The sequence below is a fragment of the Immundisolibacter sp. genome, assembly GCF_050250495.1.
Taxonomy (GTDB): Bacteria; Pseudomonadota; Gammaproteobacteria; order Immundisolibacterales; family Immundisolibacteraceae; genus Immundisolibacter.
The window spans coordinates 118,278-139,358 of the sequence record NZ_JBFWOM010000003.1; the positions used below are offsets into that span (position 1 = coordinate 118,278).

At 71.3% G+C, this 21,081-nt stretch carries 19 protein-coding genes; 11 read left to right on the plus strand and 8 right to left on the minus strand.

Annotation, left to right across the window (positions count from 1 at the left end; genetic code table 11):
- Window positions 1–10: 10 nt before the first annotated feature.
- The 3 genes from ccoN to AB7F93_RS03985 all read right to left on the minus strand — a co-directional run bounded on the left by ccoN (window position 11) and on the right by AB7F93_RS03985 (window position 3,458).
- A complete protein-coding gene (ccoN, locus tag AB7F93_RS03975) occupies window positions 11–1,429 on the minus strand; it encodes a cytochrome-c oxidase, cbb3-type subunit I (protein ID WP_428301589.1) in 1,419 nt (472 codons plus the stop codon).
- Between the two features lie 127 nt (window positions 1,430–1,556).
- Entirely contained in the window at window positions 1,557–2,522 is a 966-nt protein-coding gene (locus AB7F93_RS03980) for a VOC family protein (RefSeq protein ID WP_428301590.1), read from the minus strand.
- 9 nt (window positions 2,523–2,531) lie between these two features.
- Window positions 2,532–3,458 carry a VOC family protein gene (locus AB7F93_RS03985; protein WP_428301591.1) on the minus strand — a complete coding sequence of 309 codons (927 nt, stop codon included), beginning with the start codon at window positions 3,456–3,458 and terminating at the stop codon, window positions 2,532–2,534.
- Window positions 3,459–3,831: 373 nt separating this feature from the next.
- On the opposite strand from AB7F93_RS03985, the gene AB7F93_RS03990 reads away from it, so the two are divergent.
- From AB7F93_RS03990 to ispF, 9 genes are read left to right on the plus strand one after another with little or no spacing between them, the layout of a single operon-like run.
- The gene (locus tag AB7F93_RS03990) at window positions 3,832–4,776 is read left to right on the plus strand and encodes an AAA family ATPase (protein ID WP_428301592.1); all 945 of its coding nucleotides are present in this window, start codon (window positions 3,832–3,834) and stop codon (window positions 4,774–4,776) included.
- 45 nt (window positions 4,777–4,821) lie between these two features.
- On the plus strand, window positions 4,822–6,105 hold the full coding sequence (locus AB7F93_RS03995) for a DUF58 domain-containing protein (RefSeq protein ID WP_428301593.1): 1,284 nt from the start codon (window positions 4,822–4,824) through the stop codon (window positions 6,103–6,105).
- Window positions 6,105–8,000 (plus strand): transglutaminase domain-containing protein, encoded by a 1,896-nt coding sequence (locus AB7F93_RS04000; RefSeq protein ID WP_428301594.1) that lies wholly within the window; start codon window positions 6,105–6,107, stop codon window positions 7,998–8,000. Before AB7F93_RS03995 ends, AB7F93_RS04000 begins: the two co-directional genes overlap by 1 nt.
- 53 nt (window positions 8,001–8,053) lie before the next feature.
- Window positions 8,054–9,703 (plus strand): CTP synthase, encoded by a 1,650-nt coding sequence (locus AB7F93_RS04005; protein WP_428301595.1) that lies wholly within the window; start codon window positions 8,054–8,056, stop codon window positions 9,701–9,703.
- Entirely contained in the window at window positions 9,700–10,554 is an 855-nt protein-coding gene (gene kdsA / locus AB7F93_RS04010) for a 3-deoxy-8-phosphooctulonate synthase (RefSeq protein ID WP_428301596.1), read from the plus strand. Before AB7F93_RS04005 ends, kdsA begins: the two co-directional genes overlap by 4 nt.
- Before the next feature lie 7 nt (window positions 10,555–10,561).
- Window positions 10,562–11,857: a phosphopyruvate hydratase gene (gene eno / locus AB7F93_RS04015; RefSeq protein ID WP_428301597.1), complete on the plus strand. Its 1,296-nt coding sequence runs from the start codon at window positions 10,562–10,564 to the stop codon at window positions 11,855–11,857.
- A complete protein-coding gene (locus tag AB7F93_RS04020; protein WP_428301598.1) occupies window positions 11,857–12,132 on the plus strand; it encodes a septum formation initiator family protein in 276 nt (91 codons plus the stop codon). The genes eno and AB7F93_RS04020 overlap by 1 nt, the downstream gene beginning before the upstream one ends.
- 1 nt (window position 12,133) lies before the next feature.
- Complete coding sequence (gene ispD, locus AB7F93_RS04025; RefSeq protein WP_428301599.1) at window positions 12,134–12,847, plus strand: 2-C-methyl-D-erythritol 4-phosphate cytidylyltransferase; 714 nt, start codon at window positions 12,134–12,136, stop codon at window positions 12,845–12,847.
- The gene (ispF, locus tag AB7F93_RS04030) at window positions 12,847–13,320 is read left to right on the plus strand and encodes a 2-C-methyl-D-erythritol 2,4-cyclodiphosphate synthase (RefSeq protein WP_428301600.1); all 474 of its coding nucleotides are present in this window, start codon (window positions 12,847–12,849) and stop codon (window positions 13,318–13,320) included. Before ispD ends, ispF begins: the two co-directional genes overlap by 1 nt.
- Window positions 13,321–13,354: 34 nt before the next feature.
- On the opposite strand, the gene lnt is transcribed toward ispF, so the two are convergent.
- From lnt to miaB, 5 genes are read right to left on the minus strand one after another with little or no spacing between them, the layout of a single operon-like run.
- Window positions 13,355–14,833, minus strand: a complete 1,479-nt coding sequence (lnt, locus tag AB7F93_RS04035; RefSeq protein ID WP_428301601.1) for an apolipoprotein N-acyltransferase — start codon at window positions 14,831–14,833, stop codon at window positions 13,355–13,357.
- Window positions 14,834–14,837: 4 nt separating this feature from the next.
- Window positions 14,838–15,689 (minus strand): HlyC/CorC family transporter, encoded by an 852-nt coding sequence (locus AB7F93_RS04040; RefSeq protein ID WP_428301602.1) that lies wholly within the window; start codon window positions 15,687–15,689, stop codon window positions 14,838–14,840.
- Entirely contained in the window at window positions 15,682–16,161 is a 480-nt protein-coding gene (gene ybeY, locus AB7F93_RS04045; protein WP_428301603.1) for an rRNA maturation RNase YbeY, read from the minus strand. Before ybeY ends, AB7F93_RS04040 begins: the two co-directional genes overlap by 8 nt.
- Window positions 16,127–17,104 carry a PhoH family protein gene (locus AB7F93_RS04050; protein ID WP_428301604.1) on the minus strand — a complete coding sequence of 326 codons (978 nt, stop codon included), beginning with the start codon at window positions 17,102–17,104 and terminating at the stop codon, window positions 16,127–16,129. The genes ybeY and AB7F93_RS04050 overlap by 35 nt, the downstream gene beginning before the upstream one ends.
- Window positions 17,101–18,447, minus strand: a complete 1,347-nt coding sequence (gene miaB / locus AB7F93_RS04055; protein WP_428301605.1) for a tRNA (N6-isopentenyl adenosine(37)-C2)-methylthiotransferase MiaB — start codon at window positions 18,445–18,447, stop codon at window positions 17,101–17,103. Before miaB ends, AB7F93_RS04050 begins: the two co-directional genes overlap by 4 nt.
- A gap of 84 nt (window positions 18,448–18,531) precedes the next feature.
- Between miaB and mnmG the strand changes: the two genes are divergently transcribed.
- Both mnmG and rsmG read left to right on the plus strand, forming a co-directional pair.
- Window positions 18,532–20,418 (plus strand): tRNA uridine-5-carboxymethylaminomethyl(34) synthesis enzyme MnmG, encoded by a 1,887-nt coding sequence (mnmG, locus tag AB7F93_RS04060; RefSeq protein WP_428301606.1) that lies wholly within the window; start codon window positions 18,532–18,534, stop codon window positions 20,416–20,418.
- Window positions 20,408–21,073: a 16S rRNA (guanine(527)-N(7))-methyltransferase RsmG gene (rsmG, locus tag AB7F93_RS04065; RefSeq protein ID WP_428301607.1), complete on the plus strand. Its 666-nt coding sequence runs from the start codon at window positions 20,408–20,410 to the stop codon at window positions 21,071–21,073. The genes mnmG and rsmG overlap by 11 nt, the downstream gene beginning before the upstream one ends.
- Window positions 21,074–21,081 lie beyond the last annotated feature (8 nt).

Sequence of the window (21,081 nt, forward strand, 5' to 3'; positions counted from 1 at the left end):
GGCGACGACCTCAGGCGGCAGCGGCGGCGGGCTTTGCGACAACCGCCGGTGGCCGCACCGTGCGCCACAGGTTGTAGGCCATGATGAACATGCCGGACAGCACCATCGCGCCGCCCAGGAAGCGCACCAGGTAGTACGGCTTGGTGGCGGCCAGCGCCTCGACGAAGCTGTAGGTGAGCGTGCCGTCCGGGTTCACGGCGCGCCACATCAGGCCCTGCATCACGCCGGCGATCCACATGGACGCCACGTACAGCACCACGCCGATGGTGGCCACCCAGAAGTGCCATTCGACGAGGCGCGTGCTGTACACGCGCTCCTTGCCGAACAGCTTGGGGATCAGCGCGTACATGGCGCCGAGCGAGATGAACGCCACCCAGCCGAGCCCGCCCGAGTGCACGTGGCCGATGGTCCAGTCGGTGTTGTGCGAGAGGGCGTTGACGGTCTTGATCGACATCATCGGCCCCTCGAACGTGGACATGCCGTAGAACGAGATGGCCACGATCATGAAGCGCAGGATGGGGTCGGTGCGCAGCTTGTCCCAGGCGCCGGACAGCGTCATCACGCCGTTGATCATGCCGCCCCAGGACGGCGCCAGCAGGATCAGCGAGAACGCCATGCCGAGCGACTGCGCCCACTCCGGCAGCGCCGAGTAGTGCAGGTGGTGCGGGCCGGCCCACATGTAGGTGGAGATCAGCGCCCAGAAGTGCACCACCGACAGGCGGTACGAGTACACCGGCCGCTGCGCCTGCTTGGGCACGAAGTAATACATCATGCCGAGGAAGCCGGCGGTCAGGAAAAAGCCGACCGCGTTGTGCCCGTACCACCACTGCACCATGGCGTCCACGGCGCCGCTGTACACGGGATACGACTTGAACCAGCCGGCCGGGATTTCCGCGCTGTTGACCACGTGCAGCACGGTCACGGTCAGGATGAAGGCGCCGTAGAACCAGTTCGCCACGTAGATGTGGCGGATGCGGCGGCGGGCGATGGTGCCGAAGAACACCGCCGCGTAGCTGAGCCAGACGAGCGCGATCAGGATGTCGATGGGCCACTCCAGCTCCGCGTATTCCTTGCTGGTGGTCAGGCCCAGCGGCAGCGTGACGGCGGCGGCCACGATTACCGCCTGCCAGCCCCAGAAGGTGAAGGCGGCCAGCCGGTCGAACGCCAGACGCACGCCGCAGGTGCGCTGCACCACGTAGTAGCTGGTGGCGAACAGCGCGCAGCCGCCGAAGGCGAAGATCACCGCGTTGGTGTGCAGCGGGCGCAGGCGGCCGTAGCTCAGGTACGGCAGGCCCATGTTGAGATCGGGCCAGATCAGCTCCGCGGCGATGATGACGCCCACCAGCATGCCGACGATGCCCCACACCAGCGTCATCACGGCGAACTGCCGCACGACGGTGTCGTTGTACTCGGCTGCACCTGCCTGCATGGGGTCCACCTGTGTTGCTGGATCGACAGGTGGCATCGTCGCAACGATCACGCCAGGGCGTGTTGATCGGAGTCAGGCCGCGCCCGGCTGGCCGTTCGGTAGCCTTGTGTGGACGGGCAACGGCGGGTCAATCCGCGGCGAGTGACGGCTCCAGGAACGCGCCTTGCAGGTCGCGGTCGTACCAGGACAGGGCCTTGCCGAGTTCGGCCTCGTCCCAGACCACCGGCTCGAACTCGCTGTGCACTTCGGTGACGCGACCCCCGGCGCACAGCTCCAGGCGCACCCCGAACGGGTCGCGGCAGTGCAGCGAGAAGGTCTTGCCGTAGGACTGGCGGGTCGGGCCGTAGCGGTCGATGTCCACCCCGGCCTCGCGCAGGTACATGCCGGCCACCAGGATGTCGTTCGGGTCTTCGCGCGTGAACGCGATGTGGTGCAGCGCGCCGGCCGGCCCAGGAAACAGCGCCAGTTCCTGGCCGCCGACTTCCTTCGACATGCGAAACAGCAGCGCCGACAGCAGCCGCCCGTCGGCGGCTTCGATGCGCTCCGAGACCACGAAACCGAGCACGCCGGTCAGGAACGCCACCGCCGCCTGCGGGTCGCTCACGCAGACGCCGGCGTGGTTCAGGAAAAACGGCGCGGCAGTGCCGCGCAGCGCCCGCGGCGTGACCCAGTCCGGCGAGTCGTAGCCGGTCACGTAACCGGGCTGCGCCATGTCGGCGTACAGGCGAAGGCGCGGGCCGCCGGGCACCGCAAACGCGATGCTGGCGCCGAGGCCTTCGAGTTCCTCGCCGGCGGCGTGGTGCGTCACGGGAATGCCGGCCGCCGCGACCTTGTCGGCCATGCGGGCGACATCGGCCTCATCGCGCACCTGAAAGCCGATCTCGACCAGGCGGTTGTCGGCCGCCTCCTCCAGCACCAGCGAACAGGCGAACGGCTCGTGCCAGCAACGCAGGTACAGCCGTCGCGGCCCGCGGCGCGATTCGAGCAGGCCGAACTGCCCGCAGTAGAACGCCTCGGCGCGCTTCAGGCGCTCGTCGGCGAGCGCTAGTCGCACGTAGCCGAGTCGGTGGATGCCGCGGTGTTTGAGAGCCATGGCCGTGCCTCAGGTGGTTTCTGCGAAGAACGACTCCGGCACGACGCTTTCGTAATAGAACGCGCCGCGCGGGAACTCGGCCGCCTGCCACACGATGGGCGCAATCAGACCCGGCACGCCGCCGGCCTGGTAGGCGCCGTTGTAGACCTCGTTGCGGTTGCCGGCCGGGTCGAAGAAATAGATGGTCGTGACGCCCGACACGCCGTGGCGGCTCGGGCCATATTCCATCAGCGTGGTGCCGGCCTCTTTCATGATGTCGACGGCGCCGATCACGTCGCTCCTGCTTTCGAGACCGAACGCGATGTGGTGCAAATGGCCGTTCGGGCCAGGCGCGATGGCCAGATCGTGCATGGTGTGCCCGCAGGTGGTGAACGCGGCGATCACGCTGCCGTCCGGCGCCACCACCTGCTCGGAAAGATTGAAATCCAGCACGTCGATCAGGAACTGCGCCGTGTCGGCCGGGCGCTCGCCGGCCAGCAGCAGGTGGTCGAGGTGCGTCACCCGCGCGCCGGGCTTGCCGTGCGGCGGCACGGGATTCGGGTTGCGCATGCCGCTCGCGTAGCCGATCTTGTCGAGGTGATGCACAAGGCGCATGTCCTGCCCCGACGGCAGCGTGAAGGCGATGGCGGCACCGGCGCCCAGCACGTCACCGGCCGGCACGCCCCGTACCGCGATGCCGCGGGCGGTGATAGCCGCCTTGGCCTCGGCGAGATCCTCGACCTCCCCCACCTTGAAGGCGACGTGGTCGAGGCCTGCTTTCGGCGCCTGTGTCAGGACCAGGCAGTGGTGATCCTGATTGTCGGCGGCCTGCAGATAAAGGCGCCCGGCGCGGTCGCGGTCGGTTTCTCGCAGGCCGACCACCTCCACATAGTGGCGGCGGGCGGCTTCGAGGTCCGTGACGTACAGGCTGATGTAGCCGATGCGGCTGACGGCCATCGCGGGCTCCTCCGGTGAGTTTTGTACTGTGGTGTCCGGGCGTGCGCGGCATGGTGCGGGCGGCACACGTGGCGAGGCTTGCGCGGCGTCAAGATCGGTCCGTGCGGCTGCTAAGGAAGCGCTGAAAAATTCCGTCCCTGGACTTTTTCAGCTCGCTGCCGCGCGGTACACGCCCGCACGGCGCTCCCTGAATCAAGGGCTTACGCCCTCGATTCAGGCCGGGGCATCCTGCCCCGAAAGGAACCGCTGAATAAATCAGCGCTTCCCTAACCGAAGCGCCGCCCGCGCCCGGTCAATAAGCCGCCCGGGCGGCCGATAATCCGGGCAGCCCTGTGATGACCAAGAGTTGACGACCATGGCCTTTGTCCGACCCGTGGCAATCGACACCGAAGCGCCTGCCGCCGCCGCAACGCTGGCCGCCGCGCGCGGGCAGCTGGCCGCAGTGTGGCTGGGTGACGGCGTGGTGCTGGAGCTGCTGCTGGTGACGATGCTGGCCGGCGGGCACGTGTTGCTGGAGGACGTGCCGGGCGTCGGCAAGACCACGCTCGCCAAGGGCCTCGCCCGGGCGCTCGGGGTCGAATTCAACCGCGTGCAGTTCACGTCCGACCTGCTGCCGGCGGACGTGCTGGGCGGCAGCGTGTACCACCCGGGCGACGGCCGTTTCGAGTTCGTGCCGGGGCCGATCTTCACCGACCTGCTGCTGGCCGACGAGATCAACCGCGCGCCGACGCGCAGCCAGTCGGCCTTCCTGCAGGCCATGGAGGAAGGCCAGGTCACGGCCGACGGCGTGAGCCACCCGCTGTCGCCCCTGTTCACGGTCATCGCCACGCAGAACCCGATCGATTTCGACAGCACCAACCCGCTGCCGGAGGCGCAGCTCGACCGTTTCCTGATCGCGACGCGGCTCGGCTACCCGGACGCCGCGGCGGAAAGCTCGCTGCTCGGCGACTACCGCGCCGCGCCGCCGCCGGTGGCGGTGCTGGACCGCTCGGGTCTGCTGCATCTGCGCGCACAGGCGCGGGCGGTGTTTCTGCACGCCGATCTTGCCGAGTACATCGTGGCGCTGGCGCGGGCCACACGTGAGGATCCGCGCGTGCGCCTGGGCATCTCACCGCGCGGGGCGATTCACCTTGCCGACGCCGCGCGCGCGCGGGCGCTGCTGCACGGGCGCGGCGCGGTGCAGGCGGAGGACGTGCGCGCGCTGCTGCACGCGGTGTGGGATCACCGCCTGCTGCCGCGCCAGGGCCGAGAGCACGACCGGCGCATCACCGCCGCGCTGCTGGACGAACTCACGGCCGCCGTGCCGCTGCCGCGCTGACGCTCGCGCGGGCCGCCCGGCGCCGGTGATGTCCGCCGAACCGACATGAAGGAATTCGCCGATCGCCCGCTGCGCGTGCCCGAGGAGCCGCTCGCCCGGCACTGGTGGCGCCTTGCAGTGTGGGTGCTGAACCTGCGTCTGGTGCCGCGCTTCACGGAGCGGCGCGGCGGCTGGTGGGCACCGCTGCGGTCGCTGCGCGACGGGCTGACGCCGGTGGGGCTCGCCGTGCTGCTGACCTGCGTGCTGTTGCTGCTGCTCGCCCGGCGCAGCAACCCGGGCTTCGAGCTGGGGTTCGCCGCGGCCGGGCTGGTGCTGATTGCGCTCGCCGGCATCGCCGGGCGGCTGCGCAGTTTTCGGGTGCAGATCGAGCGGGCCGGTCACGCGGTGGCGATCGCCGGCCAGCCGTGCCGCAATCAACTGCGACTGACCAACGTCGGCCGGCGCACGGCGCACGATCTGTCGCTGCGCGAGTGGCGCGGCCCCGGCTGGCGGCTCGCTGCACCCGCCGCGAGCATGCTGGTCGAGCGCCTGGCAGTGGGCGAAAGCCGGCTGTGCGAGACCGTCATCACGCCGCGCGCCCGCAGCCTGCTGGTGCTGCCGGGCGCGGCGCTGCACAGCGCCTGGCCGCTGTTCCTGACCCGCCTGACCGCCGGCGGTGCGCTGCCGCTGGAGCTGCCGGTGCTGCCGCCGCCGCTGGCGGTGAGCCTGCCGCCGCTGCGCGAGCTCGCCGCGCGGTGCCTCAAGACCGGCGTGCACGCGGCGCGTGCCAGCGGCGCCATCGAGTACACGCACACCCGCGCCTACCAGATGGGCGATCCCGCCACGCGGCTTGACCACCGCGCCAGCGCCCGCCGCGGCGAGCTGATGTCGCGCGTGTTCCGCGGCGGCAGCGAGCTGCGCGCGGACGGCATCGCCATCGTCTGCGACACCGCGGTGGCGGGCTTCGCGCCCTGGCAGCGCCGCCCGCGCGACCCCGCCGCGCTCGACCGGCGCCTGGCACTGGTGCTGGAACTCGCCGCCCACGCCCGCGCCGAGGCGCTGCCCCTGAAGCTGCTGGCGCTCGGCGCCGACTGGCAGCCCATGGCCGACGAGGCGGCGCTGCACCGCGCCGTCGCCATCTGCCCGCCGGCGCACGAAACGCGCCTGCCTGCCGGCCTGCCCGAACCCGGCCTGCTGTACGTGCTGGTGACCGAGGACGCGGGCGATGCGATCACCACGCCACTCGCCGCCTGGCGGGCGGCGGGCGCGCTGGTGCTGGCATTTCGCCTCGGTGGCCGCGGTGGGCATGCATTGCCGCCCGGCCCCGGCAACCACGAGATCGCCGCCTGATGCGCGCGGCCGATGGCCTGCTCGCCGTCGCCGTGGCCGCCGCCGGCGCGCACCTGCTGCTGTCGATGCAGCTGCCGGCGCTGGCGGCGCTGTTTGCGGTGGCGACCGTGCTGGCGCCGCTGCCGGCCTGGCTAGGCTGGCGCCGGCCGCTGGCGCCGACGCCCGGCCTCGCGTTCATCACCTTCGTGAGCGGCGGTCTGCTCGGCTACATGGCGCTGGCGGACTGGGTGCCGGCCGACTCCTGGGCGGCGGACTTCGCCGTGTTCGGCGGGCTGTGTCTGGCCATGCTGGTGCTGCTGTGGTGGCTGCTCGGCACGCGCGCGGCGGCGCCTCCCGGCCGCGCCGGCGATCCGTCCGGCGACACGCTGGCCGCCACGGCGCTGGCGCTCGCGGTGCTGATTCCGCGCCGCCTGCCGCTGGACATCCTCACGCAGGCGCTGCCGTGGGCAGCCGCGCTGGCCGCGGTGCTGGCGCCGCTGGTGTCGCGCCTCGGTGCGAAGGCGCTGCGCCGGGCGGCGTGGCTGCTGCCGGTGGTGCTCGTGCTGCCGGTGGTGGAGCCGGCCTTGCGCGCGGCGCAGCGGCCGCTGCTCGGCGCGCTGTTCAGCGCGATGCCGGCGCCGCGCGGCGACACCGGCTTCTCGCCGCTCGCGCAGTTGCACGCCAGCGGCCTGCTGCAACCGAACCGCCGGCCGGTGCTGCGGCTGTGGGTGGCCGGCGGCACGCCGCCGCCGTACCTGATCGGCAACCGCCTGCTGACGCTCGACGCCCGCTACCAGTGGACGGGCGTCGACCCGGCCGGGCCGGGCATCGAGCGCGAGTCGGCCCCGGCCGGGCAGCGTTATCGCCTCGCGCCGGGCAAACCGACCTGGTCGCTCGCCGCGCACAGCCTGCGCCGCGACGACCTGCTGTTCGTGCCGGCCGGCACGCAGACCCTCGACGTCACCGATGCGAGTCTCGGCGTCGACGGCGCCGGCGTGCTGCGCGCGCAGTTCGCCGGCCGGGCCGACCGGCGCTGGCAGGCCGCCGGCGCGCCGCCTGGCGCACAGGCCCGGGCGCCGGCGCAGGCGCTCGCGCTGCCGGCGTTCTGGGATGCCGACCTGCAGGCCGCCGCCGCCGCACTGGCCGGGCCGGATGCCGCGCAGACGGCCGCCCGCATCGGCGCGGAACTGCGCGGGCGCCGCTACAGCCTCAATTACCGGCTCGACCGGCAGGCGCCGTTTCGGGATTTCTTCCTCAACCGCCGGCCGGCGCACTGCTTCTGGTACGCCACCGCGGCCGCGCTGGCACTGCGCGCCAACGGCGTGCCAAGCCGGCTGGTGACCGGGTATCTCGTGTCCGAACCGCTCGGCGGCGGCGCCTTTCTGGTGCGCGAGCGCGACGCCCACGCCTGGGCCGAATGGCAGGACGCCGCCGGTCGCTGGCACACGCTGGACGCGACGCCGGCCAACTACGACGCCGTTCTGGCGGACTACGGCGGCGGCGCGTTCGAGCGCGCCTGGCAGCGCCTCGCGGCGCGCCTGGACACCTGGTGGCACACCGTCGCACTCACCGACGCGCAGGTGCAGGCGGTGCTGCTGGCCGGGCTCGCCGTGCTGGTGGGCCTGTTCGTGCGCGAGTACCGGCGCCTGCGGCGGGTGGCGCCGCGCATCGGCCACAGCCGCGAATGGCAGCGCCTGTGGCGGCGTTTTCTGCGCGTGAGCGGCCTGCCCGAGCGGGCGCAGTGGACGGCGACCGACTACGTTGACCACCTGCCGCAGAGCTGGCCGCCACAGCGCCGGGCGGCGGCGCGGCGGTTTCTCGAACTCTACGCCGCGGCCCGCTTCTCGCCCCGCGGCACGCCGGCCGAAGCGGCCGCGGCGCTGCGCGCGTGCCGGCGGCGCGGATTGTCCGGCTAGGGCGCTTCTGGTACTTTTTGCGCTGTTTTTCACGCTTTTTTTCTCGCACGCGCATGCCGAAATTCATTTTCGTAACCGGTGGCGTGGTCTCCTCGCTCGGCAAGGGGATCGCCGCCGCGTCCATCGGCGCGTTGCTGGAGTCGCGCGGCCTGCGCGTCACGTTCCTGAAGCTCGATCCCTACCTCAACGTCGACCCGGGCACGATGAGCCCGTTCCAGCACGGCGAGGTGTACGTCACCGCCGACGGTGCCGAGACCGACCTTGATCTGGGCCACTACGAGCGCTTCGGGCGCATGCCGATGCGCCGCGCCAACAACTTCACGGCCGGTCAGGTGTACGAGCAGGTGCTGCGCAAGGAGCGCCGCGGCGAGTACCTCGGCCGCACGGTGCAGGTGATCCCGCACGTCACGGACGAGATCAAGCGCTGCATCATCGAGGGCGCCGGCGATGCCGACGTGGCGATGGTGGAGGTCGGCGGCACGGTCGGCGACATCGAATCGCTGCCGTTCCTGGAGGCCATCCGCCAGATGGGGCTGGAGCGCCCGCATCAGGACGTGCTGTACATGCACCTGACGCTGGTGCCGTATTTGCGCGCGAGCGGCGAGATCAAGACCAAACCCACGCAGCATTCCGTGAAGGAGTTGCAGGCCATCGGCATCCGGCCGGATGTGCTGCTGTGCCGCACCGAGCAGCCGCTGCCGGAGGAGGAGCGGCGCAAGATCGCGCTGTTCACCAACGTGCCGCGCGAGGCGGTGATCTCGGCCGAGGATCTCGACAACATCTACAAGATCCCGCGCCACTACCACGACCAGGGCCTGGACGATTTTGTGGTGCGGCGCCTCGACCTGCCGGTCGGCACCTCGCGCCTGGACGCCTGGGACCGCTACATCCACGACTTCGAGCACCCGACGGCGACCGTGGACATCGCACTGGTCGGCAAGTACATCGATCTGGCGGACTCCTACAAGTCGCTGAACGAGGCGCTCGACCACGCCGCGGCGCACACCCGCACGCGCGTGAACGTGCACTACGTGGACGCCGAGGCGCTGCAGAACGACGGCGCCGGCGCGCTGGCCGGCATGGACGCCATCCTGGTGCCGGGCGGCTTCGGCGAGCGCGGCATCGAAGGCAAGATCGCCGCCGTGCGCTTTGCCCGCGAGCGCGGCTTGCCGTATCTGGGCATCTGTCTTGGGCTGCAGGTGGCGGTAATCGAATTTGCCCGCGACGCGGCGGGCCTCGCCGACGCGCACAGCACCGAGTTCAATCCGGACAGCCCGGCGCCGGTGGTGGCGTTGATCACCGAATGGACCGACGCCAGCGGCCGGCGCGAGCAGCGCGCACAGGGCGCCGACATGGGCGGCACCATGCGTCTTGGCGGGCAAACGTGCGTGCTCGGCGAGGACACGCTGGCGCGGCGCATCTACGGCGCCGAGCGTGTGGTCGAGCGCCACCGCCACCGCTACGAGGTGAACCCGAATTTCCTGGCGGCGCTGCAAGGCGCGGGGCTGGCGGTATCCGGCCGCTCCGAGCAGGACGGCCTGGTCGAGATGATCGAGCTCCCCGAGCACCCCTGGTTCATTGGCTGCCAGTTCCACCCGGAATTCACGTCGAACCCGCGCGACGGCCATCCGCTGTTCGGCAGCTTCGTCGAGGCGGCACGCATCCACCGCGCGGCGCGCGCGCCGCAGCCGGCGTCCGCATGAAGCTGTGCGGTTTCGAAGTCGGGCTCGACCGACCGCTGTTCCTGATCGCCGGTCCCTGCGTGGCGGAAAGCCGCGATCTGGTGCTGCACACGGCGAGCACGCTGAAGGCCATCTGCGCGCGCCTGGGCGTGCCGTTCATCTTCAAGGCCTCGTTTGACAAGGCGAACCGCAGCTCCGGCAAGTCCTTTCGCGGCCCCGGCCGCGAGGCGGGGCTCGCGCTGCTGGCCGAGGTCCGCGAGACCGTCGGCGTGCCGGTGCTGACCGACGTGCACACGCCGGACGACGTGGCGGCCGCCGCCGAGGTGGTGGACGTGCTGCAGACGCCGGCGTTCCTGTGCCGGCAGACCGATCTCATCGAAGCGGCCGCCGGCAGCGGCAAGCCCGTCAACATCAAGAAGGGCCAGTTCCTCGCGCCCGGTGACATGGCGCAGGTGGTGGCCAAGGCCCATGCGGCCGGCGGCGCGGGGCGCACGCTGGTGTGCGAGCGCGGCGTGAGCTTCGGCTACAACAATCTGGTGGTCGACATGCGGGGCCTCGCCGTGATGCGGCAGACTGGGTGCCCGGTGGTGTTCGACGCCACGCACTCGGTGCAACTGCCGGGCGGGCAGGGCGACCGCTCCGGCGGGCAGCGCGAGTTCGTGCCGGTGCTGGCGCGGGCGGCAGTCGCGGCCGGCGTGGCGGGGCTTTTCATGGAAACCCACCCCGATCCCGCGCGCGCGCTGTCGGACGGGCCGAACGCCTGGCCGCTCGACCGCATGGAAAACCTGCTGCACACGCTGGTGACGCTGGATCGCGCGGTGAAGGCCGCCGGCTTCGCCGAGCAATCACTCATGCAAGCCCCCGGCAACTGAGACCCCGATGAGCAAGATCGTCGACATCAAGGCCCGCGAGATTCTGGACTCGCGCGGCTTCCCCACGGTGGAAGTGGACGTGCTGACCGACGGCGGCCAGCTCGGCCGCGCGGCCGTGCCGTCGGGCGCCTCCACCGGCTCGCGCGAGGCGCTGGAGCTGCGCGATGGCGAGGCGGGTCGCTACGGCGGCAAGGGCGTGCTGAAGGCCGTCGACAACGTGCGAAACCGCATCCTGCCGGCCGTGCGTGGCGTGGACGCCGTGGACCAGCACCGCGTGGATGCGGTGATGCTGGATCTCGACGGCACCGACAACAAGAGCGCGCTCGGCGCCAACGCCATCCTGGCGGTGTCGCTCGCCACCGCGCACGCCGCGGCGGCCAGTCGCGGCCTGCCGCTGTACCGGCACGTGAATGCCCTGTGCGGCGGCGTCGACATGTGCCTGCCGGTGCCGATGATGAACATCCTGAACGGCGGCGCCCACGCCGACAACAGCGTGGACCTGCAGGAATTCATGGTCATCCCGGCCGGCCGGCCGAGCTTCTCGGAGGCGCTGCGCTGCGGCGCCGAGATTTTTCAGGCGCTGAAAAAACTGCTGCGCCAGCGCGGTCTGAACACCGCCGTCGGCGACGAAGGCGGCTTCGCGCCGGATCTCGCTTCCAACGAGGACGCGCTGAAGATAGTGCTCGACAGCATCGGCGCCGCCGGCTACGCGGCGGGTGATGAAGTGCTGCTGGCGCTCGACGTGGCGAGCACGGAGTTCTACAAGGCCGGCCGCTACGCGCTCGAATCCGAGAAGCGCAGCCTGACCTCGGCCGATTTCGTGGCGTATCTGGCCGACCTCGCCGGCCGTTATCCGGTGATCTCCATCGAGGACGGCCAGGCCGAGGACGACTGGGACGGCTGGAAGCGCCTCACCGAGCGCCTCGGCAAGTCCGTGCAGCTGGTGGGCGATGATCTGTTCGTGACCAACCCGGCCACGCTGAAAAAGGGCATCGACGCGGGCGTCGCGAACTCCATCCTCATCAAGGTGAACCAGATCGGCACGCTCACCGAGACGCTGGAGGCCGTGCGCCTGGCGCGCGCGGCGGGCTACACGGCGGTCATCTCGCACCGCTCCGGCGAGACCGAGGACACGACGATTGCCGACATCGCCGTCGGCAGCGGCGCCGGGCAGATCAAGACCGGCTCGCTGTCGCGCTCGGACCGCGTCGCCAAGTACAACCGCCTGCTGCGCATCGAGCAGGAGCTCGGCGCCGCCGCGCGCTATCCGGGCCTTGGCGTGTTCGGATCGCTCGCCCGCTGATGGCCATCCGCGCCGGCCTGGTCGCGCTGCTGCTGGTCATGCTCGGCCTGCAGCAGCGCCTGCTGGTGGCGCAGGGCAACCTGTTTGACCTCGGCGACTTGCAGACGCGCGTGGAGCGCGAGCGCGACGAGGTGGACCAGCTCACGGAGCGCAACGCGCAGTTGCAGGCCGAGGTGGACGACCTGCGCACCGGCCTGGCCGCCGTCGAGGACCGCGCGCGCACCGAGCTTGGCATGATCAAGCCCGGCGAGACCTTCATCCGCGTCATCGAATAGGGTGCCGACGCCAGTCGCCGACCACTGGGCCATCGTGCCCGCTGCCGGCATCGGCGCCCGCATGGGCGCCGCATATCCCAAGCAATACCTGCCGCTCGCCGGCCGGCCTGTGCTGCTGCACACCCTCGATCGCCTGTTGATATCGCCGCGCGTGGCAGGCCTGGTGCTGGCGCTGCGGGAGGACGATCCGTATTGGCCGACGCTCGGCTACGCGCCCGACAAGCCGCTGCTCATCGTCACCGGCGGCGACAGCCGCGCCGCCTCGGTGCTGGCGGGGCTTGAGCATCTTGCCGGGCACACGGCGCCGTACACGCCGGTGCTGGTGCACGACGCCGTGCGCCCGCTGCTGCACCCGGCCGACATCGAGCGCCTGTGCGACGAACCGCTCGATGCGGACGGCTGCCTGCTGGCGACGCCGCTCACCGACACCGTCAAGCGCGCCGATGCGGCGGGGCGAATCACGCAAACGGTGCCGCGTGATGGCCTGTGGACGGTGCAGACGCCCCAGCGGTTCCGGCTGGATGTCCTGCGCGCCGCACTGAGCGACGCGCTGGCGGCGGGCCGCGAACCCACCGACGAGGCGCAGGCCATGGAACACGCCGGTTATCGGCCGCGACTCGTCGCAGGCCGGCGAGACAACGTCAAGATCACCGTGCCCCAGGACCTGCCGCTCGGGGAGTGCCTGCTGGCGGCGCAGGCAGGGGAGGGCGTCTGATGCGCATCGGTCACGGCTACGACCTGCACGCGCTCGCCACCGGCCGCCGGCTGGTGCTGGGCGGTGTCGAGATTACCCACGACCGCGGGCCGATCGCTCACTCCGACGGCGACGTGCTGCTGCACGCGCTGGCCGATGCCCTGCTCGGTGCCGCGGCGCTCGGCGACATCGGCCAGCATTTTCCGGACAACGATCCCGCCTACGCCGGCGCCGACAGCCGCGTGCTGCTGCGCCGCGTGGTGGCGCTGGTGCGGGCCGCCGGTTACGCCGTGGCCAATGTCGATGTCACGGTGCTCGCGCAACGGCCGAAACTCGCCCCGCACCGCGACGCCATGCGCGCCAACATCGCGGCCGATCTCGGGCTCGACATCGGCGCCGTGAGCGTGAAAGCCACCACCACCGAGGGCCTCGGGCCGGTCGGGCGCGAGGAGGCGATTGCCGCCCACGCCGTGTGTCTGCTGCTGCGCGCCTGAGCGCTCACCTGCATCGAGGCCCGGCGACGTCGGGTCACCCGGCGATGGGTGTTGTTTTCTGCCGGGTGCGCCGCCAGGCGAGCGCGCACAGGGCCACGCACAGCACGATGACCGGCGCCTCGCCGTAGCGCGCGAATGGCGTCAATCCGCGCTGCGGCACGATTTGCCCGCGCAGCGCGGTGACGGTGAACGGCGCGGCGCGGGCGGTGACGCGGCCACGTGCATCAATGACCGCGGTGATGCCGGTGTTGGTGGCGCGTGCGATCGGCCGGGCGAGTTCGCGGGCGCGCATGCGTGCGATGTCGAGGTGCTGCGGTGGGGCGATGGAGTCGCCGAACCAGGCGTCGTTGCTGACGTTGACCAGCCAGCCGGCGGCCGCGCCGGCGCGTACTTCCTGCGGGAACAGAATCTCGTAGCAGACCGACGCCGCGACCGGGTTGCCGGCGACCTTGAGCAGCGCCTGCCCTGCCCCGCCGCTCGCAAAATCCGACATCGGCACCGCGAGCACGTCGAGCAGCGGGCCGATCTGGCGCTTCAGCGGCACGTACTCCCCAAACGGCACCAGATGCCGCTTGCGGTACTCGCCGCCCGGCGCGGTGATCTGCGCGATGGCGTTGTAGTAGGGGCCGTCGCGCGCGCCGGTCGGCATGCCGATCAGCACCGCAGACCTGCCGGCCGCCGCGCGCACGGCGTCGAAATAGCCGTCCGGCACCTCGCTCGGCAGCGCCGGGATGGCGTTCTCCGGCCAGATGACGACATCCGCATCGCGCTGCGCGGCGGTGAGCTCGAGATACTGCGCCAGCGTCGCCTCGAAGTGGGCGGGGTCCCACTTCATCTGCTGCTCGACGTTGCCCTGCAGCAGCGCGACGTCGAGCGCCGGGCCGGCGGGCTCGCTCCAGTCGCGGCCTTGCAACGACAGTGCGCCGCCGCCGATCAGGGCGAGCGTGAGCAGCGCCGGCCCCGGTTTGCGGGGCGACTGGACCAGCGCCACGAGTGCCGCCGCGGCGGCGGTGAGCGCCAGCCCAACGCCCGCCACGCCGGCCAGTGGCGCGTAAGCGCCCAGCGGACCGTCGATCTGGCTGTAGCCCGGCGCGAGCCAGGGAAAGCCCGTCAGCAGCCAGGAACGCAGCCATTCGGCGAGCCCGAAGGCACCCGGCGCGGCCAGCAGAAACGCGCCACCGAGCCGCCGTGCCGCGTACAGGGCGAGCGCCGGGAACAGCGCCAGATACGCCACCAGCAGCGCCGTGCAGGCGGTGGCGCTCGCCACGTCCATGTTCCCGTAGCGGTGGCAGCTGATGAAGATCCAGTGCACGCCGCCGCCGAACCAGCCGAGCCCGAACGCAAAGCCGCGACCGGCCGCCTCACGGGTTGAAACGAAACGACCGAGCGCGAACAGCGCCGCCAGCGCGAGCCAGGCAACCGGCCACCAGCCGAACGGCGCGTAGGCCAGCGGCATGGCGCCGCCGGCCAGCGCCGCCAGCAGCGGGCCAGCGCGGCGGCTCGATGGCGGCATGGGCTCAGCCGTCGTCCGGCTCGGGCTCGATCACGCTGCGGCGCACGCGCACCTGCGCGATGCGCCGCGCGTCCGCGGCCGTGACCTCGAACTCGAACCCGTCATACGCGACCCGCTCGCCGACCTCCGGCAGGTGGCCGAGCTGCTGCACCAGCAGCCCGCCGACGGTGTCGAATTCCTCGTCGCTGAACGCGGCCCCGAAGTGCGCGTTGAAGTCCTCGATGGCGGCGAGCCCGCTCACCAGCGCGCTGCCATCCTCGGCCGGCTGGATGTCGGCCTCGTCCTCGTCGAAGTCGTACTCGTCCTCGATCTCGCCGACGATCTGCTCCAGCACGTCCTCGATGGTGACCAGGCCCGCCACGCCGCCGTACTCGTCCACCACGATCGCCATGTGGTTGCGCGTCTGCCGGAACTCGCGCAGCAGCACGTTCAGTCGCTTGCTCTCCGGCACGAAAACCGCCCGGCGCAGCACGTCGCGCAGCGTAAAGGCTGACTCCCGGCCGGGTTCGAGGTAGGCCAGCAAGTCCTTGGCGAGCAGGATGCCGACCACCTCGTCGCGGTCGTCGCCGATCACCGGGTAGCGCGAGTGGCCGCTGTCGACCACCACCCGCACCAGCGCGGCGAGGTCGTCGTCGCGGTGCATGGTGATGAGCTGCGAGCGCGGCACCATGATGTCGCGCACCTGGCGCTCGCCCATGGTGAGCACGCCCTCGATCATGGCGAGCGTGCCGGCGTCGAGCACCGCGGCGGCCTCGGCGTCCTTCAGGTGCCGCATCAGCCAGTCGCGGTCGATCGGCTCGCCGAACAGGGCGTGACCGATGCGCTGCAGGAGTCCGAAATGCGCGTCGTTAGCCATCGTAGGGCGCCGGAAAACCGAGCCCGGCCATGATGGCGGTCTCACACGCTTCCATCGCCAGGCGCTCGGGCTCGTCGTCGTGCGTGTGGCCGGCCAGATGCAGCACGCCGTGGATCAGCAGGTGTGCGAGCCGCTGGGCGAAGGTCTTGCCGTACTCGGCGGCCTCGGCGGCGATCACCGGCAGGCACAGCACGATGTCGCCGAGCGGGCGCGCCTCGCCGGGCGGCAGCGGGAAGTCATCGTCCAGCGGAAACGACAGCACGTTCGGCACGTAGTCCTTGCCGCGGTAGTCGCGGTTCAGCGCCTGGGCTTCGTCCGCGTCCACCAGGCGCACGGCGACGCTCACGCCGTGCAGGCCGAGCGCATCCAGCGCCGCCGCGGCCCAGGCGATGAGCGTGTCATCGTCCGGCGCCGGCAGGGCGCTGGCGCGGTCGATGTCAACTTCGGTCGGTGGATTCAGCGTCGCGCTCATAGGCATTGACGATGCGCTCGACCAGCGGGTGGCGCACCACGTCGCGGGAGCTGAAGAAACTGAACGAGATGCCCTCGACGCCTTGCAGCACGCCGAGCACGTGCTTCAAGCCCGACGGCTTGCCGGCCGGCAGGTCCACCTGCGTCACGTCGCCGGTGATGACCGCCGTCGAGCCGAAGCCGATGCGCGTCAGGAACATCTTCATCTGCTCGGGCGTGGTGTTCTGCGCCTCGTCGAGAATGATGAACGCCTCGTTCAGCGTGCGCCCGCGCATGTAGGCGAGCGGGGCGATTTCGATCACGTGCCGCTCGATGAGCTTGCCCACCTTCTCGAAGCTAAGCATCTCGTAGAGCGCGTCGTAGATCGGCCGCAGATACGGGTCCACCTTCTGCGCCAGATCACCGGGCAGGAAACCGAGCTTCTCGCCGGCCTCGACCGCCGGGCGCACCAGCACCAGGCGCTGCACCTGTTCTTCCAGCAGCGCCTGCACGGCGCAGGCGACGGCCAGATACGTCTTGCCGGTGCCGGCCGGGCCGACCGCGAAGTTGATGTCGTGGTTCTGGATGGCGCGCAGGTAGTCCGCCTGCCGCCCGCCGCGCGCGCGCACCTGCAAACGCCGGCCGACCGCAACGGTGGGCTCGGCGTCGCCGGCGTGCGTGCCGCGCACCAGCAAATGCACCTTGGCGGCGGACAGTTCCTCGCCGCTCGCGGTTTCGGCGTACAGGCTGTGCAGCGCGGCGCCGGCACCGGCGACCGGCTCCGGCGCGCCGCTGATGGCAAACGACTGACCGTGGCGGCGGATGACGACGCCGAAGTGGCGTTCCACCTGGCCGATGTGCGCGTCGAGCGGACCGCACAGGCTGGCGAGGCGGGCGTTGTCGTCGGGCTGGAGGGTGACTTCGATAGCCGCCGAATCGGCGGCTGCGGTGGCCGGCTGGGTCACGCGGCGTGGCGCGAGCCGACGGGCTCGCCGCGAAGGGTATGAGCGGAAGCGGCGGTGATCTGAATGTCCACCAAGTGGCCTGTGAGTGGCTCCGGGCCAGCGAAGTTTACCACCCGATTATTACCGAGCCGGCCGTGCAACTGGCCCTCGCCACGCTTGGCCGGACCCTCCACCAGCACCGTCTGCACGCTGCCCACGAGGGCCGCTGCGTAGGCCTTGGACTGGCGCTCAATCAGCGCCTGCAAACGCGCCAGGCGCGCCTTCTTGACCTCGGCCGGCGTGTCGTCGGCCAGCGCCGCGGCCGGCGTGCCGGGCCGGGCGCTGTAGATGAAGCTGAACGCCTCGTCGAAGCCGGCCGCCTCCACCAGCGCCAGCGTGGCGGCAAAGTCGTCCTCGGTCTCGCCCGGAAAGCCGACGATGATGTCCGTGGTGAGGCTCAGGTCCGGCCGCGCGGCGCGCACGCGCTCGATCTTGGCGAGGTACTCGGCCGCGGTGTGACCGCGCTTCATGGCGCGCAGGATGCGGTCCGAGCCGCTCTGCACCGGCAGGTGCAGGTGCGGCGCGAGCTTGGGTTGATCGGCGTAGGCGACGATCAGGCTGTCGGTGAACTCGACCGGGTGCGAGGTGGTGAAGCGGATGCGCGCCAGCGCGTCGATCTGCGCCGCCTGACCGATCAGCTCGGCCAGATCCGCCACCCCGCCGCGCGGCGTCGCGCCGCGGTAGGCGTTCACGTTCTGCCCGAGCAGCGTCACCTCGCGCACGCCCTGCTCCGTATAGACGGCGATCTCGGTCAGCACGTCGAGCAGCGGGCGGCTGAACTCCTCGCCGCGCGTGTACGGCACCACGCAGAAGCTGCAGTACTTCGAGCAGCCTTCCATGATCGACACGAAGGCCGTGGGTCCGGTGGCGCGCGGCAGCGGCAGGTGATCAAACTTCTCGATTTCCGGAAAGCTCACGTCCACGGCCGCGCGCCGGCCCTGCGCCTGATTGAGCAGCAGCGGCAGGCGATGGATGGTCTGCGGGCCGAACACCAGGTCCACGTACGGCGCCCGCGCGCGCAGCCGCTCGCCTTCCTGGCTCGCCACGCAGCCGCCGACGCCGATGATCACCTCCGGCCGCGCCTGCTTGTAGGCGTGCCACCACGCGCCGAGTTCCGAGAACACCTTCTCCTGCGCCTTCTCGCGGATGGAGCAGGTGTTCAGCAGCAGCACGTCGGCCTCGGCCGGATCGTCGGTGGCGGCAAGGCCGTGCGACTGCGCCAGCACATCGGCGATGCGCTGCGAGTCGTACACGTTCATCTGGCAGCCGAGGGTCTTGACGTGCAGTTTGCGGGGCGTGGTCATGCGGGAAGGCGGCCTGGGTCGGCCTGACAGCGGGTGCGGGGGCCGCCTATCATAACGAGTTCGCCTTGTCCTCCCGTTATTCCCATGCAGTTCGACCGCCCCTTCGACGTGATCGTGGTCGGCGCCGGCCACGCCGGTGTCGAGGCCGCGCTGGCCGCCGCGCGCAGCGGCGCCGCCACGCTGCTGCTGACGCAGAACCTCGAAACCATCGGCCAGATGTCCTGCAACCCGGCCATCGGTGGCATCGGCAAGAGCCATCTGGTGCGCGAGATCGACGCGCTCGGCGGCGCCATGGCGCTGGCGGCGGACCGCGCCGGCATCCAGTTCCGCGTGCTGAACCGCAGCAAGGGACCGGCGGTGCGCGCCACCCGCGCGCAGGCCGACCGGACGCTGTATCGGCAGGTCGTGCGCGGCATGGTGGAGGCGCAGCAGAACCTGTATCTGTTCCAGCAGAACGTGGAAGACCTGGTGGTCGAGCACGGCCGGGTGCGCGGCGTCACCACGCAGATGGGGCTGACGTTCGCCGCCCGCGCGGTGGTGCTGACCACGGGCACGTTTCTGGGTGGCGTCATCCACATCGGCGAGCAGCACTACGGCGGCGGGCGGGCCGGTGACGCGCCGGCCGTGGCGCTGGCGCGCCGCCTGCGTGAGCTCGACCTGCCGGTCGGCCGCCTCAAGACCGGCACGCCGCCGCGGCTCGACGGCCGCAGCATCGACTATGCACGCCTTGCCGAGCAGCCCGGCGACACGCCAACGCCGGTGTTCTCGTACCTGGGGCACGCCGACCTGCACCCGCGGCAGGTGAGCTGCCACCTCACCTACACCAGCGAGCGCACGCACGACATCATCCGCGCCAACCTGCACCGCTCGCCCATGTACGCGGGCGCCATCGAGGGCGTGGGGCCGCGCTACTGCCCGTCCATCGAGGACAAGGTGGTGCGCTTTGCGGACAAGGCGGCGCACCAGATTTTTGTCGAGCCCGAGGGCCTCGCCACGCACGAGGTGTACCCGAACGGCATCTCGACCAGCCTGCCGTTCGACGTGCAGGTGGACCTGGTGCGCTCCATCGCCGGCTTCGAGCACGTGCACATCCTGCGCCCCGGCTACGCCATCGAGTACGACTTTTGCGACCCGCGCGCGCTGCACCCGTGGCTGGAGACGCAGGCGCTCGGTGACCTTTTCTTCGCCGGGCAGATCAACGGCACCACCGGCTACGAGGAGGCCGCCGCGCAGGGTCTGGTCGCCGGCATCAACGCCGCGCGCCGCGCCCGCGAGCAGGAACCGTGGTGGCCGCGCCGCGACGAGGCGTATATGGGCGTGCTGATCGACGATCTGACCACCCGCGGCACGCGCGAGCCGTACCGCATGTTCACGTCCCGCGCCGAGTACCGCCTGTGGCTGCGCGAGGACAACGCCGACCAGCGCCTGACCGCCACCGGCCGCGAACTCGGCCTCGTCGATGACGCCCGCTGGGCGCAGTTCTGCCGCAAGCAGGACGCCATCGCCGCCGAGAAGGCGCGGCTGGCCGCCATCCTGCTGCGCCCCCAGCACCTGGGCGAGGCCGAACACGCCCTGCTCGGCGCGCCGCTGGCGCGCGAGGCGACGGCGCTCGACCTGCTGCGCCGGCCGGGCGTCGATTACGCCGCGCTGCACCGCCTGCCGGGCGTGGGCGAGCCGCACGCCGACGGCAACGCCACCGCGCAGCTCGAAATCGACATCAAGTACGACGGGTATCTGGAGCGCCAGCGCGCCGAGATCGAACGCCAGCGCCACCACGAGACGACGCCGCTGGCCGCCGATCTCGACTACGCCGCCATCCGCGGCCTGTCGCACGAGGTGCGCCAGAAGCTCACGGCCGCCAGGCCGGCCACGGTCGGCCAGGCGAGCCGCGTGCCGGGCGTCACACCCGCTGCCATCTCGCTGCTGCTGGTGCACCTGAAGCGCCGCCGCGGCGCCGTCGATGCCGCCTGATTCGCCCGAGTCGGCCGACTGGCAAACGGCGCGCGGCTTGTTCGACGAGGGCCTCGCCGCGCTCGGCATCGACCTGCCGGCCACCGCACGCGAGCAGTGCCTCGCGCTGCTGCGCCTGCTCGAAACCTGGAACCGCCACTTCAACCTGACGGCCCTGCGCACGCCGGCCGAGATGGTGACAGGGCATCTCATCGACAGCCTCGCCGTGCTGCCGCACCTGCCGCCGGGCGCGCTGCTCGACGTCGGCACCGGCGCCGGCTTTCCGGGCCTGCCGCTCGCCATCGCCCGGCCGGACGTGCGCCACGTGCTGCTCGACAGCAACCTCAAGAAGACGCGCTTCGTGCAGCACGCGGCGCTGGAGCTGGGTCCCGCCAACGTCGAGGTCGTCCGCGCGCGGGCGGAGGATTTTCGGCCACCCGCGCCCTTCCCTGTCGTCATCGCCCGCGCGTTTGCGCCGCTGCCGCGCCTGCTGCGGCTGCTGGGCCATTTATGCGCGCCCGGCGGTCGCGTACTGGCGCTGAAAGGACCGGCGGCGGCGGCGGAGCTCACCGATCTACCCGCCGATTTCGAGCACGTCGAAACGATTCCACTCGCCGCCCAGCCCGGCCGCGGCCACCGCGCGCTGGTCCTGCTGGCGCGGCGGGCGGTCGGGTAAAGTGTCGC